The 17,084-nt window shown below is 62.9% G+C and carries 14 protein-coding genes and 1 pseudogene; 3 read left to right on the top strand and 12 right to left on the bottom strand.

Annotation, left to right across the window (positions count from 1 at the left end; genetic code table 11):
- Positions 1 to 128 precede the first annotated feature (128 nt).
- Entirely contained in the window at positions 129 to 1,004 is an 876-nt protein-coding gene (locus tag JOH52_RS13185; protein WP_010969732.1) for a 50S ribosomal protein L11 methyltransferase, read from the top strand.
- Positions 1,005 to 1,029: 25 nt separating this feature from the next.
- On the opposite strand, the pseudogene JOH52_RS35040 reads toward JOH52_RS13185, so the two are convergent.
- Together JOH52_RS35040 and JOH52_RS13180 are read right to left on the bottom strand one after the other, a co-directional pair.
- A pseudogene (locus tag JOH52_RS35040) lies at positions 1,030 to 1,167 on the bottom strand (resolvase); the annotation flags it as partial.
- A gap of 267 nt (positions 1,168 to 1,434) precedes the next feature.
- On the bottom strand, positions 1,435 to 1,692 hold the full coding sequence (locus JOH52_RS13180) for a hypothetical protein (protein WP_003536225.1): 258 nt from the start codon (positions 1,690 to 1,692) through the stop codon (positions 1,435 to 1,437).
- Positions 1,693 to 2,437: 745 nt separating this feature from the next.
- On the opposite strand from JOH52_RS13180, the gene JOH52_RS13175 reads away from it, so the two are divergent.
- Positions 2,438 to 4,273, top strand: a complete 1,836-nt coding sequence (locus tag JOH52_RS13175; protein ID WP_010969733.1) for an aminopeptidase P family protein — start codon at positions 2,438 to 2,440, stop codon at positions 4,271 to 4,273.
- A 187-nt stretch (positions 4,274 to 4,460) separates the two neighbouring features.
- Here JOH52_RS13175 and JOH52_RS13170 read toward each other — a convergent pair whose 3' ends face one another.
- From JOH52_RS13170 to panC, 5 genes are all read right to left on the bottom strand, one after another.
- Positions 4,461 to 4,700 (bottom strand): hypothetical protein, encoded by a 240-nt coding sequence (locus JOH52_RS13170; RefSeq protein WP_003536221.1) that lies wholly within the window; start codon positions 4,698 to 4,700, stop codon positions 4,461 to 4,463.
- 116 nt (positions 4,701 to 4,816) lie between these two features.
- A complete protein-coding gene (locus tag JOH52_RS13165) occupies positions 4,817 to 5,125 on the bottom strand; it encodes an AzlD family protein (RefSeq protein WP_010969734.1) in 309 nt (102 codons plus the stop codon).
- 3 nt (positions 5,126 to 5,128) lie between these two features.
- A complete protein-coding gene (locus JOH52_RS13160) occupies positions 5,129 to 5,845 on the bottom strand; it encodes an AzlC family ABC transporter permease (protein ID WP_003536218.1) in 717 nt (238 codons plus the stop codon).
- A 204-nt stretch (positions 5,846 to 6,049) separates the two neighbouring features.
- Positions 6,050 to 6,871 (bottom strand): 3-methyl-2-oxobutanoate hydroxymethyltransferase, encoded by an 822-nt coding sequence (gene panB / locus JOH52_RS13155; protein ID WP_010969735.1) that lies wholly within the window; start codon positions 6,869 to 6,871, stop codon positions 6,050 to 6,052.
- Between the two features lie 2 nt (positions 6,872 to 6,873).
- The gene (panC, locus tag JOH52_RS13150; RefSeq protein WP_010969736.1) at positions 6,874 to 7,749 is read right to left on the bottom strand and encodes a pantoate--beta-alanine ligase; all 876 of its coding nucleotides are present in this window, start codon (positions 7,747 to 7,749) and stop codon (positions 6,874 to 6,876) included.
- Between the two features lie 338 nt (positions 7,750 to 8,087).
- Here panC and JOH52_RS13145 point away from each other — a divergent pair, with 338 nt between their 5' ends.
- Positions 8,088 to 8,492, top strand: coding sequence for a VOC family protein (locus JOH52_RS13145; RefSeq protein WP_010969737.1), 405 nt, complete (start codon positions 8,088 to 8,090; stop codon positions 8,490 to 8,492).
- Between the two features lie 301 nt (positions 8,493 to 8,793).
- Here JOH52_RS13145 and ligA read toward each other — a convergent pair whose 3' ends face one another.
- The 5 genes from ligA to ftsZ form a co-directional block, all read right to left on the bottom strand.
- The gene (ligA, locus tag JOH52_RS13140) at positions 8,794 to 10,947 is read right to left on the bottom strand and encodes an NAD-dependent DNA ligase LigA (protein ID WP_017267199.1); all 2,154 of its coding nucleotides are present in this window, start codon (positions 10,945 to 10,947) and stop codon (positions 8,794 to 8,796) included.
- Between the two features lie 98 nt (positions 10,948 to 11,045).
- Entirely contained in the window at positions 11,046 to 12,719 is a 1,674-nt protein-coding gene (gene recN, locus JOH52_RS13135) for a DNA repair protein RecN (RefSeq protein WP_010969739.1), read from the bottom strand.
- 36 nt (positions 12,720 to 12,755) lie between these two features.
- Positions 12,756 to 13,622 (bottom strand): outer membrane protein assembly factor BamD, encoded by an 867-nt coding sequence (locus JOH52_RS13130; RefSeq protein ID WP_003529108.1) that lies wholly within the window; start codon positions 13,620 to 13,622, stop codon positions 12,756 to 12,758.
- Between the two features lie 266 nt (positions 13,623 to 13,888).
- A complete protein-coding gene (gene lpxC / locus JOH52_RS13125) occupies positions 13,889 to 14,842 on the bottom strand; it encodes a UDP-3-O-acyl-N-acetylglucosamine deacetylase (protein ID WP_013844639.1) in 954 nt (317 codons plus the stop codon).
- A 424-nt stretch (positions 14,843 to 15,266) separates the two neighbouring features.
- The gene (ftsZ, locus tag JOH52_RS13120; protein ID WP_010969741.1) at positions 15,267 to 17,039 is read right to left on the bottom strand and encodes a cell division protein FtsZ; all 1,773 of its coding nucleotides are present in this window, start codon (positions 17,037 to 17,039) and stop codon (positions 15,267 to 15,269) included.
- Between the last annotated feature and the right edge of the window lie 45 nt (positions 17,040 to 17,084).

The raw sequence follows: 17,084 nt of genomic DNA, 5'->3' as shown, positions 1-17,084 counted from the left end.
AAACCCGGCGCTTTGCCTTTGTACCTCATTCATGATAGCGGCGAACCGCCCACAGCGCCGCGCATCCGATCGGACGCGCCGAAGCCGCTGTGGCCCTTTTGAATGGCTGCACGCCGAAGGAAAGCACCGTGAGCGAGATACGACTTTTCGTCACCACTACCGAGAAGCAGGCGGCAGCCGTCCTCGACGTCATGAGCGCAATTTTCGAAGAAGACGATTACGCGATCGCGACCATGGAGATCGACGAGAAGCGGGATGTCTGGGAGGCCTCCGTCTACATGATGACGGATGAAGAGGAGAGCGTGAGATCACGCCTCGCTCAGGCACTCGAAGTCGAATTTTCGCATCTTCCGATCGAGCGCGAAGTGCTGCCGGATGTCGACTGGATCGCCAAGTCGCTGGAGGGCCTCGCCCCCGTGCGCGCGGGCCGCTTCGTCATCCACGGCTCGCACGATCGCGACAAGGTGAAGCCGGGTGAGATCGCCATCGAGATCGACGCCGGCCAGGCCTTCGGCACCGGCCATCACGGCACGACAGCCGGCTGCCTCGAAATGCTTGCCTCCGTCGCCCGCTCCCGGCCCGTCCGCAACGCGCTCGACCTCGGGACGGGAAGCGGCGTGCTGGCGATCGCCGCCTGGAAGCTCCTGCACGTCCCGGTGCTCGCAACCGACATCGATCCGATCGCAACCCGCGTCGCCGCCGACAACGCCCGTCGCAACGGCGTCGTCACCGGCCTGACCTTCGCCACCGCGCCCGGCTTCCACTCGACCACCTTCAGCACCAACGGCCCCTTCGACCTCATCATCGCCAACATTCTGGCGCGGCCGCTGATGAAGATGGCGCCGCAACTCGTGGCCAACCTCGCTCCGGGCGGTTCGGTCATCCTTTCCGGTATTCTCGCCGAACAGCGCTGGAAGGTGCTCGCAGCCTATAACGGTCAGAACCTCAAACATGCGCGCACCCTCTGGCGCAATGGCTGGGTAACCATTCATCTGACCAGGTAAGTCACGCTTGTCGCAGACGCATCCGGTCGCGGCGTCCGGACGCCGCATTTCTATGGAGATGTTCCTGTAGAACGCCGGCCTTGATCAGTGCATCGCGCTGATGGTCATGAAGCTGGCTGCCATCCGCTTTCGAGACTCGCGCATACCCGATCAAGGTCGTCATTTATACGCTCGTATTTCTTGCACGCTGTCGCCAGGGTCCGGCGCGCCGTCAGGTTCGATTGACCCGCGCTGATCCTGCCGCCAAAAACGGCACGAAAGCTTGTCGCACTTTCTCAAGAAACGCATCGCTGAAGCGACCAACCGGTTCTTGTCCGGAATCGAGGTAGTACGATCGTTCCAGAACGTCGTAATTACATTCGCTGATCGTGATCCAGCCGCGCTGACGGCAAGACCAACTTGCCCTGCCGTAATTCAGCTCCGGGGATCTCTAAAGTGCATCCCTGATCGGAAACATGTCTTCGCCGTAGTGATGAAGCCTCGTGTGATGTCGGCGGCAAAGCCACCGCACCTTTAAAGGCTCGTCGTATTGATCGTGATGGGCATCGACCGCTTCGATCCCGCAGACCTCGCACGTTTGCTTTTCCAGTTCGCCTGCCTTCACTGCTCGCTGCACAGCGAGATGAGCATCGTATTTCCCTGGATTGGCACGGCGCCAATTCGCTTGGCGGGTATCGGTTTTCAGCATCGCCGCTCCTACCTCTGCATGCTCCGTTTGAGAGATATCCTCGCAAGTCGACCGTAAGCAGGCTTATCACGAAGCAAACCGTTCTTCATTTGTTTTCCCGTGGACACCGCCTGTTTCCACAGGCACTTCCGTCCCGGACAGGCTCTATTGCGCCGAACTGGATCCTCCCTCCTGCGCCAAGCGCAGGGATGACGATAGAAGGAGTATCGACCGAAAGGGGAACCGAGAAAACGAAAAGGCCGCCCGGTCCATCATGACGGGGCAGCCTTCTCGAAACAAAGGCGATGCCGAAGCATCGCCTGCTGACCGGCTTTTGGCCGACCATACCCGCGAGCTTGAGGAGGAGGAGCGCTCAAGCGGGCTCTACCGTTCCGAAGCTGGCCACCCTGAGGGAGGAGGAGAACAGATGACCAACTATTCTCGGAACTGCAGTCTTTTGAACCGGCGGACGTTCGTCCGTGTTCGTTGAGCGGGCTTATAAACCATAATTCCGATAGAGAAAGATACATTCCGGCATGGGTGCCATGCGCCGCGTGCATATGTATGACAAATGGGCAAATGCGCGTCCTGCACCACCCGAGGTACACGCTGTTCATGGGCGAATCTCGTCTCCCCCCTGCGCGAACGAGTTTAAGTTGTTACTTTATGCAGGTCGTTATTCCAAAACCGCTGCTCCACTTTTGGAAGAGATGCATTAACATGCCCATCTCACCTGCGGTCTCCGCCAAGCTTACCGGGAAAGTCCATGTTCCAATCCTTCGAAGTCACCTCCACGCCCCAGTTCGGCAAGGAGAGAACCACCGCCCTGCGTGCCGCCCTCGCAACCTTGGGCGTCGATGGCTTCCTCGTGCCGCGTGCCGACGAATTTCAAGGGGAATATGTGCCCCGCAGTTCCGAGCGGCTGTCGTGGCTGACGGGCTTTACCGGTTCGGCCGGGGTAGCGCTCGTGACCCAGCGCGAAGCGATCGTCTTCGTCGACGGCCGTTATGTAACCCAGCTCAAGGAGCAGGTGGACGGCAGCGTCTTCACCGGCGGCGATCTCATCGGCGAACCGCCGCATGTCTGGCTGGAGCGCCATGGACCCAAGGGCTTCCGCCTCGGCATCGATCCTTGGCTACACACCGCGGCGGAAGTTCGCCGGCTCGAAAAGGCGCTTGCCGCGATCGGCGGCAGTGTCGTCCTTCTCGACCACAATCCGCTCGACCGGCTCTGGACCGACCGTCCCGCAACGCCGCTCGGCCCGGTGACGATCCAGCCGGTCGAGCATGCGGGGCAATTGGCGAAAGACAAGATCGCGGAGATCGCGGCGGGCGTGGCAAAGGCGAAGGCCGCCGCCGTCGTTCTCACGGATCCCTCCTCCGTCGCCTGGACCTTCAACATCCGTGGCAGTGACGTGCCGCACACGCCGCACCCGCTGGCGCGCGCCATCATCCATGCGGACGGCAGCGCCGAGCTTTTCCTCGACAAACGCAAGACCGGCATCGAGCAGGAAGCCTACCTGACCCAGCTCGCCGACATAATGGCGCCCGCGAGCTTCGACGATCGGCTCGCCGCCCTCGCCTCAACCGGCGCAGCCATCATGATCGATCCGGATCTCGCCCCCTTCGCGATCGGCGAGCTGATTCGCAGGAAGGAAGGTTCGGTGGTCGAGGCGGTCGATCCCGCCCGCCTGCCCCGCGCCTGCAAGAATGCAGCCGAGATCGCCGGATCGACCCGGGCGCACCTGCAGGATGGTGCGGCGATGGTCGAGTTCCTCGCCTGGCTGGACGGGAGGGAGCCCGGCAGCGTCACCGAAATCGGCGCAACCAGGCAATTGGAGGCGACGCGCGCGGCCGTCGGCGAGCGCATGCAGAACCCCCTGAAGGACGTTTCTTTCGACACGATCGCCGGCGCCGGTTCGCATGCCGCGATCATGCATTATCGGGTCACGAACGAAACCGACCGGCGGATCGAGGCCGGTACCATGTTCCTGATCGACTCCGGCGCGCAATACATCAACGGTACGACCGACATCACCCGCACGGTCGCGATCGGCGCGGTGCCGGAAGAACAGAAGCGGTTCTTCACGCTCGTGCTCAAGGGCATGATCGCAATCAGCACGGCGCGCTTCCCGAAGGGGTCACGCGGCGTCGACCTCGATCCGCTCGCCCGGATCGCGCTATGGAAGGCGGGCGCCGATTATGCGCACGGGACCGGCCACGGTGTCGGCTCCTATCTCTCGGTCCACGAAGGACCGCAGCGCATTGCCCGGCTTGCCACGCAGGAATTGCTGCCCGGCATGATCCTTTCCAACGAACCCGGTTACTATCGCCCCGGCGCCTTCGGCATCCGCATCGAGAATCTCGTCGTCGTGCGCGAGCCGGAGGAGATCGAGGGCGGCGACCAGCCTATGCTCGGCTTCGACACGCTGACCTTCTGCCCGATCGATCGCCGGCTCGTCCTTCCCGCCCTGCTGACCGACGACGAGCTTGACTGGCTGAACGCCTACCACGCGGAAACGCTGGAAAAGCTGATGCCGCTGCTGTCGGGCACGGAAACGAGAGACTGGCTGGCCAGTGCTACGGAAGCAATCGTGCGATAGGGTCGGAACGGGCGGCCCGGCGGTGTGGGCTGGGGCTGGGGTACCGCCGGGCCTCCGTTGGGAGGGTCGATTTCTCAACCAACAGCATGGTTATATTTGCGGCGACGCTCTCGCGTAACCCGCGAATTTTACTGAATCGCAGCCTTAATCCGACAATAGTCTGAATGGAGCGCAGGCCCCTTCCCGGTCAGATCCCAAGCATCGTCTTGGCTTGGCCGAGCGCTGCTTCCGAGCCCGCATGGTCGCCAGCCTTGTGCAAGTCTTCGCCCTGCTGGCGCAACTGTTTCACCTTGGCCATGTCGGCCTCGGACAATGATGCGTTGGGCATGGCCGCATCGATCGCCTGCATCATGGCGGGGCACTGGTTGGCAAACGCGGTAACAGGCGCAAGCGCGAGAAACAGCGCAACGGAAATTCTGGTAATCATGGTCGCTCCTCCGTGGGCCGGGGGGCGGCTGCCTCCCCGGCAACGAGAAGATGATAGTCCAGAACCGGCCTGGCGCCAATCCGAGCGGCCGGACCCATGCTGAGGCGGGCGGGAACCTACATGATCAGGTGCCGGATCGCCATGACCGCGATCCAGCCCACGAGCAGCATCCGAAGCGTCGAAAAGCGCAGCCCGACGACGAAGGCGACGAGCATCGCTGCGGCGACGTCCATGCCACCATAGACGAAGGCGGGCGCCACCAGCGTTGTCAGTACAGCCGCCGGGACTGCGTTCAACGCAGACTCGACGCGCGGAGGTATGTTCTTCAACTGCGTGATAAGCACGTAGCCGCCGAAGCGCGTGACATAAGTGGCGACCGCCGCCGCGACGATGAGATAGAGCAGATCGAGGTGTTGCGCGTCCAAGGATCAGGCCTCCTTTTCCACGGCGTGGGTTTCGGTCGCCGGTCGCTTCGGCGGCAGACAGGCCGCAAGCAGGACGCCGGCAAGCGCGCCGATGCTGACATGCCAGGGGGAGCCGACGAAATGCATCGCAGCGACGGAAGCGACGGCGCTCACGGCCACGATCGGCAGAAAGCGGTCGCGCGTGCGGAAGCTCATCACGAGCCCCAGAAAGTAGATCGGGAGGAGCACGTCGAGGCCGATCGCCTTGGGATCGCCGATCAACTGCCCGAAGATCGCACCGATCAGCGTATTGATGAGCCATGGAACATAGATCACGACGCCGAAGCCCGCATACCAGGCGAAGGTGACCGGCAATCCGCGCTGGCCGCGCTGTTCGGTCTCCGCATATTGCGGGTCCACGAGCAGGAAAAATGCGATCAGCTTTTGAACGAAGCTGAAATGGCGGATGTGCTTGGCGAGAGAAGCGGAATAGAGCACGTGGCGGAAGTTGACCGCAAAGACCGAGAGCACCACCAGCCAGGGCTGCACGTTGCTTCCGAAGAGTTCGATGCCGACCATCTGGCTTGCACCCGCATAGACGGTGGCGCTCATGAATACCGCATCGGCAATCGAAAACCCGTTATCCACCGCAAGCGCGCCGAAAAGCGCTCCGAAGGGCGACGCCGCCAGCATGATCGGAAAGCCGCCGCGCAGCCCTTCCCGGAAATCGCCTCTGCTCATGAAATTCTCCTGCGGGGCCGCCCGTAACGAGCATGCCGGACAGATAGGGGCTGCCGCAGATCGCGACAATTCAATTACTCTGATGCGGCGATTGAATTTTCTGATGGTTGGACGCGCGTCATTCCCGAACGAGCACACGAGACCTGGTGCTCGGTCGGCCTACCATAAGAAGGCGGACGCAAAGAACACGCCCGCCCCGACACGTCAGCGCTTTACTTGAAACGTGTGCTCTATGCCCGGAAAGCTGCGCGCCTTCACCTCATTGGCATAGGCCTCCGCCGCCTTTGAGATCGTCGGTGCCAACTCGGCGAAATGCTTGACGAAGCGCGGCTTGAAATCGTTGAAAAGACCGAGCATGTCGTCCGATACCAGTATCTGGCCGTCGCAGGCCGGCGAAGCACCGATGCCGATGGTCGGCGCGCGCAGCGTGGCAGTGATCTCTCGGGCGACCGGCTCCACCGTTCCCTCGACCACGATGGCGAAAGCGCCGGCATCGTCGATCGCCTTGGCGTCGCGGCGGATCTTGGCCACCTCCTTCTCGTTGCGCCCGACCGAGCGGTAGCCCCCCGTCGTGTTGACGAGCTGCGGCATCAAGCCCACATGGCCGAGCACCGGAATGCCACGGCTGACAAGGAATTCGACCGTCTCGGCCATCTCGGCACCGCCCTCGAGCTTCACTGCGCTGCAGCCCGTTTCCTTCAGAATGCGCGCGGCACTGCGGAAGGCCTGCTCCTTGGATTCCTGATAGGCGCCGAAAGGAAGATCGACGACGACGCAACAGCGCTCCGAACCGCGCATGACCGCCTGGCCATGCGCAATCATCATGTCGAGCGTGACGCCGACGGTCGTATCGAGGCCGTAGAGCACCATGCCGAGCGAATCGCCGACAAGGAGGAAATCCACGTGAGGATCGAGAAGCCGTGCGATCGGCGTCGTATAGGCCGTCAGGCTGACGATCGGGCGCTCACCCTTCAGGGCTTCGATGCTGGCGGGGCTGAGCCGCCGTTTCGTGGTCTGGACGCTCATTCTCAGGCTACCTTTGCAAAACGGGCGGATTTCGGGGCAATCACGCGGTTGTCGAGCAGCTTCGTGGTGCCGAAGCGGACGAAGAGCAGGAGCAGGACCGGCTTTTCTTCGATCTCGCTGACCGGCCCAAGCGTTTCCGGGTCGCGCAGCGCCACCACTTCCGGCCGGGCCAGCGGCTCGCCGGCGAGAAATTCCAAGACACGCTTCTCGACCTCGGCCGGTTCGGTGACGCCGCTTGCGATCAGCCGCTCGGCCTCGTCCAGCGCCTTCGGCACGATCGCGGCTGCACGCCGCTCTTGCGTCGTCAGATAGACGTTGCGCGACGAACAGGCGAGCCCGTCCTCCTCGCGCACCGTCGGTACGCCGATGACCGTAACCGGCTGCGCCAGATCCTCGACCATGCGCCGGATGATCTGGAGCTGCTGGAAATCCTTTTCGCCGAAATAGGCGCGGTCCGGCTGGACGATGTTGAAGAGCTTGGTCACGACCGTCGCGACGCCTGCAAAATGGCCGGGCCTCACTGCGCCTTCGAGTTCGGAGCCGAGCTTCGGCACGTCGACCACCGTTTCCATCGGGCGCGGATACATGTCGGAAACGCCGGGGGCAAAAAGGAAATCGACGCCGCCATCGGTCAGCAGCGCCTGATCGCGGGCGAGGTCGCGCGGATATTTGCCAAGATCCTCATTCGCGCCGAACTGCAGCGGATTGACGAATATGCTGGCGACGACCACGTCGTTCTCGCTGCCGGCGCGGCGCACGAGCTCCATATGGCCGACATGAAGATAGCCCATGGTGGGGACCAATCCGATGGATCTGCCCGCGCGCCGATGCTCGGCAAGGGCCTCTCGCAGATCGGCGATGGTGCTGATGGTTCTCATTCCGGACCCTCCAATCCGCCGGGACGTTGGACACGCCCCGCTTCGCTGATATGGCTCCTGCATCGTCAAAATGCTACAGCGACAGTTGCGCGTTCGATAAGACGCGCGGCTGCGGGCGCCAGCCCCGCGAAAAGGCAATTGCACAAATTTTGGCTGCAAGCTCTATCTTGTGCAGCGCAAAAATACAAACGGAAATGGGCTCAAATTCGAAGCGCCGCACCTGATCGGCGCATCAGACGTAGTCGACTATGAGCGGGCGACAAAATTCGGCGAGACCTGTCGGCATGCGGCACATGTCTTCGTCCTTGGCTCATCCCATCTTCAACAAGGAGCACCCCATGCGCATGATTTTCGTCAACCTGCCGGTCAAGGATCTGAAAGCCTCCCGGTCCTTCTTCTCCGCTCTGGGCTTCACATTCAACGAGCAGTTTTCCGACGAGACCGCCGCCTGCATGGTCATCGACGACAATATCTTCGCCATGCTTCTGACCGAGCCGAAATTCCGTAGCTTCATAGTCGGCGAGATCAGCGACACGGCCAAGGGCACCGAGGTCATCACTGCGCTCTCCGCCGCGAGCCGTGCCGAATGCGACGACATGTTCGACAAGGCTATTGCCGCGGGCGGCAAGCCATGGAAGCCGGCAATCGACTACGGCTTCATGTACGGCATCAGCTTCCAGGACCTGGACGGCCACGTCTGGGAGTTCATGTGGATGGACATGTCGGCACAGCAGCAGGCGTGACGATCTAAACTACTGCATGTTTCCTTTAATCGTATCCGATTAAAGGACAAAAACATGCAGCAGATCAAAGTGCTACAGCGACCTTTGCGCGTCTGATAAGACGCGCGCCGCTGTAACGGGTCACACGGGATGCCCCTCAACCGGCTGCCGCCACCTTCTCCCCGCAGGCGGGGAGAAGGGACAAGCTGCTGGATCGCCATTTCTCCTTGAGCGCCCGAGAAGCGGAGCATCACCGCGAGTCCCCTTCGCCCCGCTTGCGGGGAGAAGGTGCCGGCAGGCGGATGAGGGGCAAGTGAACGCTCTACCCGCCAATCAGCGCCAGCCACTCGTCCTCGTCCATCGTCTGGACGCCGAGTTCGCGGGCCTTGTCGAGCTTCGAGCCGGCGCCGGGGCCGGCGACGACGATGTCGGTCTTCTTCGACACCGATCCCGCCACCTTGGCGCCGAGACTCTCCGCCTTCGCCTTCGCCTCCTCGCGCGTCATCTTCTCGAGAGATCCGGTGAAGACCACCGTCTTCCCCGCGACGGGGCTGCCGGTCGCGACGGGCAACTCCGCGCTTTCCGGCGTAACCTCTTGCAGCAGCTCGGAAACGACCTTCAGGTTGCGCGGCTCCTTATAGAACTCGACAATGGCGCGCGCGACCACCTCGCCAATGCCGTCGATGCTGTTCAGCTCGTTCCAGGCATCTCCCGAAAAGCCCGCCGCCTCGGTCATGGCGGCCCCGAAATGCTCGTAGCTGCCATAGGAGCGCGCAAGCAGCTTGGCCGTCGTCTCGCCCACATGGCGGATGCCTAGCGCATAGATCAGGCGATGAAGCGCTATCGAGCGGCGGGCATTGATCGCCTCGTACAGCTTGCGGACGCTTACCTTGCCGAATCCGTCGGTGTTCTCGAGCTTGTTGAGCGATGCCTCCTGGCGGCGTTCGAGCGTGAAGATCTCAGGGGCGGTGCGGATCCTCAGATTCTCGTCTTCGCTTTCGAAGAAGAACTCGATCTGCTTGGAGCCGAGGCCTTCGATGTCGAAGGCATTGCGCGAGACGAAATGCTTCAGATGCTCGACCGCCTGCGCACGGCAGACGAAGCCGCCCGTGCAGCGGCGCACGGCATCCACCTTGCCCGTCTTTTCGTTGATGTCACGCACCGCATGGCTGCCGCAGATGGGGCACGTCGTCGGAAACCTGTAGGGCTCGGCGCCTTCCGGCCGCTCGTCCATCACCACGTCGACGATCTGGGGGATCACGTCCCCTGCCCGCTGGACGATAACCATGTCGCCGATACGGACGTCGCGCCCATCGCGGATCGGCTCACCGGTGTTGCCGACGCCGCGGATATAGTCCTCGTTGTGCAGCGTGGCGTTGGTGACGACGACGCCCCCGACGGTGATCGGCTCCAGCCGCGCGACGGGCGTCAGGGCGCCGGTACGGCCGACCTGAATGTCGATGCCCTTCAGACGCGTGAAAGCCTGTTCGGCCGGAAACTTGTGCGCCGTTGCCCAGCGCGGACTGCGCGAGCGGAAGCCGAGCCTGGCCTGCAGATCGAGCCGGTCGACCTTGTAGACGACGCCGTCGATGTCGTAGTCGAGGTCCGGACGCTCCCGCTCGATATGGTGATAGTGCTCCAGGAGCTCGTCGGCGGAGAAGAAGCGCTGCATCAGCGGATTGACCGGGAATCCCCAGGCCTTGAAGGTCTCCACCATGCCGAGCTGCGTATCCGCCGGCATCGCCGACATCTCGCCCCAGGCATAGGCGAAGAAGCGCAGCTTGCGGTTCGCCGTCACCTTCGCGTCCAGCTGACGGAGCGAACCCGACGCCGTATTGCGCGGGTTGACATAGAGCGGCCTGCCCTGCGCCGCCATTTCGGCATTGAGCGCGGCGAAGTCCGATTTCGCCATATAGATCTCGCCGCGGATCTCGACGACATCAGGCGCGTCCGCGGGAAGCGTCTGCGGGATCATGCCGATGGTGCGGACATTGGCGGTGACGTTTTCCCCGGTCGTGCCGTCGCCGCGGGTAGCTGCCGTGACGAGCCGCCGGTTTTCGTAGCGCAGCGACATGGACAGCCCGTCGATCTTCGGCTCGGCCGTGAAGGCGATCGAGCCGTCCGGGAGCTTGCCGAGGAAGCGGTAGACACCGGCGACGAATGCGCGGGCATCCTCGTCCGAGAAGGTATTGTCGAGCGACAGCATCGGCCGCGCATGAACGACCGGCGCGAAGGTCAGCGAGGGTGCGGCACCGACCTTCCGCGAGGGACTGTCCTCGCGGACAAGTACCGGGAAGCGCTCTTCGATCAGATCGTTCCGCCGCTTCAGCGCATCGTAGTCCGCATCCGAAATCTCCGGAGCATCCTTGCCGTGATAAAGCATGTCGTGGCGGGCAAGCTCCGCCGCCAGGAAGGCGAGTTCCTCGGCAGCTTCCGCTTCGTTCAATTGTTCGACGGATTTTCTTTGATTCAGCATGGATGCGGCTCCAGAACTTTGGAGTCGCTTTTACTGCATGATTCCTCAAATCGGAATCGATTTTGAGGGTAACCGACGCGAAGGAACGTGAGGGCTATTCAACCGTTGCCGGCGAGCAATCGCGCGGCTGCGGCCCTCGCCTCCTCGGTAATCGAGGCGCCGGCGAGCATGCGGGCGATCTCTTCCGTGCGTGCCGCTTCGTCCATGCGGGCGACGCGGGTCGCGATCATCTCGGTCTTTTCCGCGGAAGGCCCCTTCGAAATCAGGAGATGCGTCGCCGCCCGCGCAGCAACCTGCGGCGCATGGGTGACGGAAAGCACCTGCACGGTTTTCGAAAGCCGCTTCAAGCGCTGGCCGATCGCATCCGCCACGGCGCCACCGACGCCGGTATCGATCTCGTCGAAGACGAGCGTCGGCGCCGAACCGCGATCGGCGAGCGCCACTTTCAGCGCGAGCAGGAAGCGGGAGAGCTCGCCACCCGAAGCGACCTTCATGATCGGTCCCGGCCTGGTGCCGGGATTGGTCTGGACGTGGAACTCGACCGCATCGATCCCGTCGGCCGTCGGCGATCCCGGGTCGCTCGTCACCTCGACCATGAAACGGGCGCGTTCGAGCTTCAGCGCAGGCAGTTCTTCCATGACGGCGGCCGAAAGTGCAGCAGCCGTATTGTGGCGCTTCTCGGAAAGTGAGCGGGCCGCAACGTCGAAGGCCGCCCTGGCTTCGGCGACCTGTATTTCCAGTTGCTTCAGCTTCTCTTCGCCGGCGTCGAGATCGGCAAGATCTGCGATCATCCGCGCGGCAAGTGCCGGCAGTTCGGTGACGGGAACTGAATATTTGCGGCTCGCGGCGCGCAGAGCAAAAAGCCGCTCCTCGACGCGCTCTAGCTCCTTCGGATCGAATTCGGTGTCGCGGAGCGCGCGCTCGACCGCCATCTGGGCATCCGCAAGCTGGTTCAGCGCCCCGTCCAGAAGCTCGACTGTCTCTTCGAGCAGGCCGGGTGCCTCATGGCTCTTGCGTTCGAGCCGCCGGACGAGCGACGCGATGAGCGGTACCGGCGAGGCGTTGCCGTTCAGAAACTCGGATGCCTCGCTGATGTCCCCGGCAATGCGCTCGGCCTTCATCATTCGGGCCCGGTTCTCGGCGAGTTCCTCCTCTTCGCCGTCGCGTGGCGAAAGCGTCTCGAGTTCCTCGACGGAGGAACGCAGATAGTCCGCCTCGCGGGCTGCTGCCTCCACCTTCTCGCGGTGTTTCTTCAGACAGCGCTCGGCATCCTTCCAGGCGCGATAGAAGGCCGCGACGTCTTCCGCAGCTTCGGTGGTGCCGCCGAAAGCATCGAGCAGCGTGCGGTGCGCGTCGGTATCGACAAGCGCCCGATCGTCGTGCTGGCCGTGAATTTCAACGAGCGTCTGGCCGACCTGCCGCATCAGCTGAACGCTCACCGGCTGGTCGTTGATGAACGCCTTGGTGCGGCCGTCGGCCGATTGCACGCGGCGGAAGATCAGATCGCCATCGTCGTCGATGCCGTTCTCGCGCAGGAAGAGCCGCGCCGTATGGCCGGCCGGGACGTCGAAGACAGCGGTAACCTGGCCCCTGTCCTCGCCGTGGCGCACGAGCGAACCGTCGCCGCGGCCGCCCAGCGCAAGCGACAGACTGTCGAGAAGAATGGATTTGCCCGCGCCGGTTTCGCCGGTCAGCACCGAAAGCCCGGCATCGAAGCTGAGGTCAAGCCGTTCGATCAGGACGATATCGCGGATCGCGAGCTGGGCGAGCATCCGGTTTCATATCTTCGTTGTCAGGCGCCGGGAAAATCACGCGCCGATGAGGTTCTTTCCCGCCCGCGCGATCCAGGACGTGCCGGTTTCGCGCGGCTCAAGCCCGCCGGATTGCAGCAGCTTGTAGGAGTCTGCATACCATTGGCTGTCGGGGTAGTTATGCCCGAGAACCGCTGCCGCCGTCTGGGCTTCCCCGGTCACGCCCATCGCATAATAGGCTTCGACGAGGCGGGCGAGCGCTTCCTCGACCTGATTGGTGGTCGGATACCGCTCGACGACGGTGCGGAAGCGCGAAATCGCTGCCAGATATTCTTTGCGCTCGAGATAATAGCGGCCGACCTGCATCTCCTTGCCGGCGAGCTGGTCGCGTGCAAAGCGGATCTTTGCCTGCGCATCGTCGACATATTCGGAGTCCGGATACTTGTCGACGACCACCTGCATCGCCTCGATCGCCTTCGCCGCGGGTCTTTGATCCTGCGTCACCGACGGAATCTGCTTCGTATAGGCGAGGCCCTGGATATATTGCGCGTAGGCTGCGTCTTCCGACTGCGGATAAAGATTCAGGTAGCGGTTGGTCGAGTTGATCGCGTCCTGATACTGGCCGTTGCGATAGGCAACGAATGCATTCATCACCAGCGCTTTCCGGGCATATTCGGAGAACGGATGCTGCTTGTCGATCGCCTCGAACTTCCGCGCCGCTTCCGTCGTCTTGCCGGCGTTCAGGTTTGCGAGGCCCTGGTTGTAGAGCACGTCCGGCGGATCGGTCTCGGCCGTGAGCTTGGTGATGTCGATGTCCGGATCGTTCTGGCAGGCCGTGATCAGACTGGAGCCGGCGATAGCCGCAAGAACGACCGCGGCGACGCGCGCTGATTTTCTTATGTCGACAGAAACTGCAAGAACCATCGGATATTCCCGTTTCACTCAGCGCCTAGCATCGCGCCAGACTTGCGCGTTTTAGAGCAAGTTACCTCAAGACCGCAACGTCATGATCGGCAATTCATGCAAATTTGTGGCGCGCTGCAGCGCTGCACCCCTTTTCGGATGTGTAAAGCGCCTCTGGCACCGTGAAAATAGGTGCCGAAGAACACGCGTTACTCAGGGCAACTATCGAATCATCATGAAAATGCCGGCCTTTCGGCCGGCGACTGGAGAAGGAATATCCTATGCCGTCAGGCGGACCAGGGCGCAAAGCCCGGTGCGGCAACCGCCACCATGTCCCGCGAACGGGTGCGCTGGCGCGGCGTTGCCGTTTCCACCACCTCATAGGCGGTCGGATCGCTGAGCAATGCCTTGAGGGCATTGGCATTCATCCGGTGCCCGCCGCGATAGGAGCGGTAGCAGCCGAGGAAGGGAGCACCCGCCAGCGAAAGATCGCCTACGGCATCGAGCGTCTTGTGGCGGACGAACTCGTCCGTATACCGCAGGCCCTCGACATTGATGACCGTGTTGTCGTCCGAAATTACCACGGAGTTCTCGAGTGACGAGCCGAGCGCGAAACCGCCTGCCCAGAGGCGCTCCACATCGCGCATGAAGCCGAAGGTACGCGCCCGCGACAGCTCCCGCTTGAAAACGGAAGGCGTCATGTCGCCCTTCCATGCCTGACGGCCGATCAGCGGGCAGTCGAAGTCGATCTCGACTTCGAAGCGCATGCCGTCATAGGGCGTGAATTCCGACCAGGAAGCGCCCGATTCGATGCGCACCGGCTTGAGAATGCGGATATAGCGGCGCTTCTCGGCAAGCGAATGAATACCTGCCTGCTCGATCGCCTCGATAAAGGGGGCTGAGCTGCCGTCCATGATCGGCATTTCAGCGCCATGCACCTCGATCAACAGGTTGTCGAGGCCGAGCGCATAGACCGCCGCCATGACATGCTCGATCGTCGCGATCGAGGTTGCCGGCGAGAGGCCAAGGACGGTGCACAGATCGGTGTTGCCGACCTGCGACGAGACGGCCCGGAATTCGCTCAGCCGGCCGCCGGCAAGCACACGCTGGAACACGATCCCGACGTCGGCATCGGCCGGCTGGAAGGTGATCTCGACTTCCGCACCGGAGTGAACGCCAATTCCCTTGAGGGTTATCGGGTTTGCGATCGTCGTCTGAAACCCGAGCAGTTCGATTCCCATTCTCGTCACTTTCAATCAAGGCGGCCTTCGGCCAAAATCCTAAAGGGTGCCACGCTGCTCAAGACACAAGACGAAGTACCGGGACCCGCGCAGCCGGCGGAAATCTCGTCTTCGAACTAACAGCGCCCGATCGAATCGTATGCGTCCCCAATTCCGATCTTGAAAATAAGAGTTTGGAGGCACCATTCCAAATCACTGTTCGTTTCGTTTTGTTACGCAATTCATATGCGCGCAATGCAATTGATAAGCTTCTGATTTCGCGTAAAAAATCGAAAAATGCCCGGGCTGGCGCCCGGGCATCGGCAAGGTGAAGGAACAGCCTCCGCATGTTTCCCTGAACCGGAGCCGGCTCAGGAAAAACTGCGGCGACTGAAAGTACTACGGCGACATTGCGCGTCCGATCGGACGCACGGCGCCGTAGGTATCAGCTCGACTGGCGGCGCAGGAACGCCGGAATTTCGAGCTGATCGTCTTCATGCGACCGCATCTGCGGTGCAGCGCGACCGTGATCGTCGAGCTGGCCGCGACGCGGCGCATAGAGGCTGGCTTCCGGCGAAAGCGGCCGGCGCTGTTGCGAGGCGGCGCTCGGTGCCGCGGCGGTCATGTCGGACGAGACATTCGTCGCTTCCCGTTCACGCAGCCCGAGCGAGCTGGTGATCCGGTTCAGGAGTCCCATCGGCCCGCGTTCTTCCTGATGCGCAGGCGCCGGCTGCGTCCGGTAATCCATTTCTGCCTTCACGACCGGCGGAAAGTCCTCGACCTTCGGCATGCGTACCGGCTCGGCCTGCTGCCGCACGACCTGGGTGGGCTCCTGCTGGACCGGCTGCGCCTGCATCTGCGGCTGGACGGGCGCCTGCATCTCGACCGGGCGCGGTGCCGGCTGCGCCGGCCGCATGACCGGTGCGGCCTCCGTCGGAGCGACGCCGGCGAAGAGCTTGCTCTGCGGACGGAAGGCCTCTTCCTGGAGGTGGGGCTGCGGCTGCGGTGCCGGTGCGGCGACCTGGGCGCGCGCAGCGATGTCGAGCTCGCGCTCCATTTCGGCCTCGCGAATGGCGAGCGCGATGTGGTCGACATTCTGCTGCTGGAGCGGCTGCTGCACCGGCTGCGGCTGCGGCACCGGCTGCAGCGAGACAGTCGGCTGCGGCTGAGCCGGAACGGCGGCGGACGGGCGGACGATCGGCTTCGGCGCTACCGGACGAAAGTCGGCGGAGCGGCCGGCCACCTCCGCGGCCGTGCGGTCGATGCCGGTGGCGACGACGGAAACCCGAATGAGGCCTTCGAGCTCTTCGTCGAAGGTCGCGCCGAGAATGATGTTGGCGTCCGGATCGACCTCCTCGCGGATACGCGTCGCAGCCTCATCCACCTCGAAGAGCGTGAGGTCGCGGCCACCGGTGATGGAGATGAGCAGACCCTGAGCGCCCTTCATCGAGGTTTCGTCGAGCAGCGGGTTGGCGATCGCGGCTTCCGCAGCGGCCATTGCGCGGCCCTCGCCGGAGGCTTCGCCCGTACCCATCATGGCGCGGCCCATTTCGCGCATCACCGAACGGACGTCGGCGAAGTCGAGGTTGATGAGGCCTTCCTTGACCATGAGGTCGGTGATGCAGGCGACGCCCGAATAAAGAACCTGGTCGGCCATGGCGAAGGCGTCCGCGAAGGTCGTCTTGTCATTGGCGATGCGGAAGAGGTTCTGGTTCGGAATGACGATCAGGGTGTCGACCGACTTCTGAAGATCGGAAATACCCTGGTCGGCGATCCGCATGCGGCGTCCGCCTTCGAAATGGAAGGGCTTGGTGACGACGCCGACGGTGAGGATACCCTTGTTGCGGGCAGCCTGGGCGACGATCGGAGCAGCACCCGTGCCGGTGCCGCCGCCCATGCCGGCGGTGACGAAGCACATATGCGTGCCCTGCAGGTGATCGATGATCTCGTCGATGCATTCTTCAGCGGCCGCACGGCCGACTTCCGGCTGCGAGCCGGCACCAAGACCTTCGGTGACGGCAACACCCATCTGGATGATCCGCTCGGCCTTGGTCATGGTGAGTGCCTGGGCATCCGTGTTGGCGACGACGAAATCGACGCCCTGGAGCCCGGCGGTGATCATGTTGTTGACGGCGTTGCCGCCGCCGCCGCCGACGCCGAAGACCGTGATACGCGGCTTCAGCTCGGTAATGTCCGGCTTCTGCAAGTTGATGGCCATGTCCTGTTCCTTCTCTTTCCCTGGCCGCCTTGCCGAGCCGGCCAA

This window comes from Sinorhizobium meliloti (genome assembly GCF_017876815.1).
GTDB classification, from domain to species: Bacteria; Pseudomonadota; Alphaproteobacteria; order Rhizobiales; family Rhizobiaceae; genus Sinorhizobium; species Sinorhizobium meliloti.
This window is presented reverse-complemented; position numbering and strand designations above follow the sequence as displayed.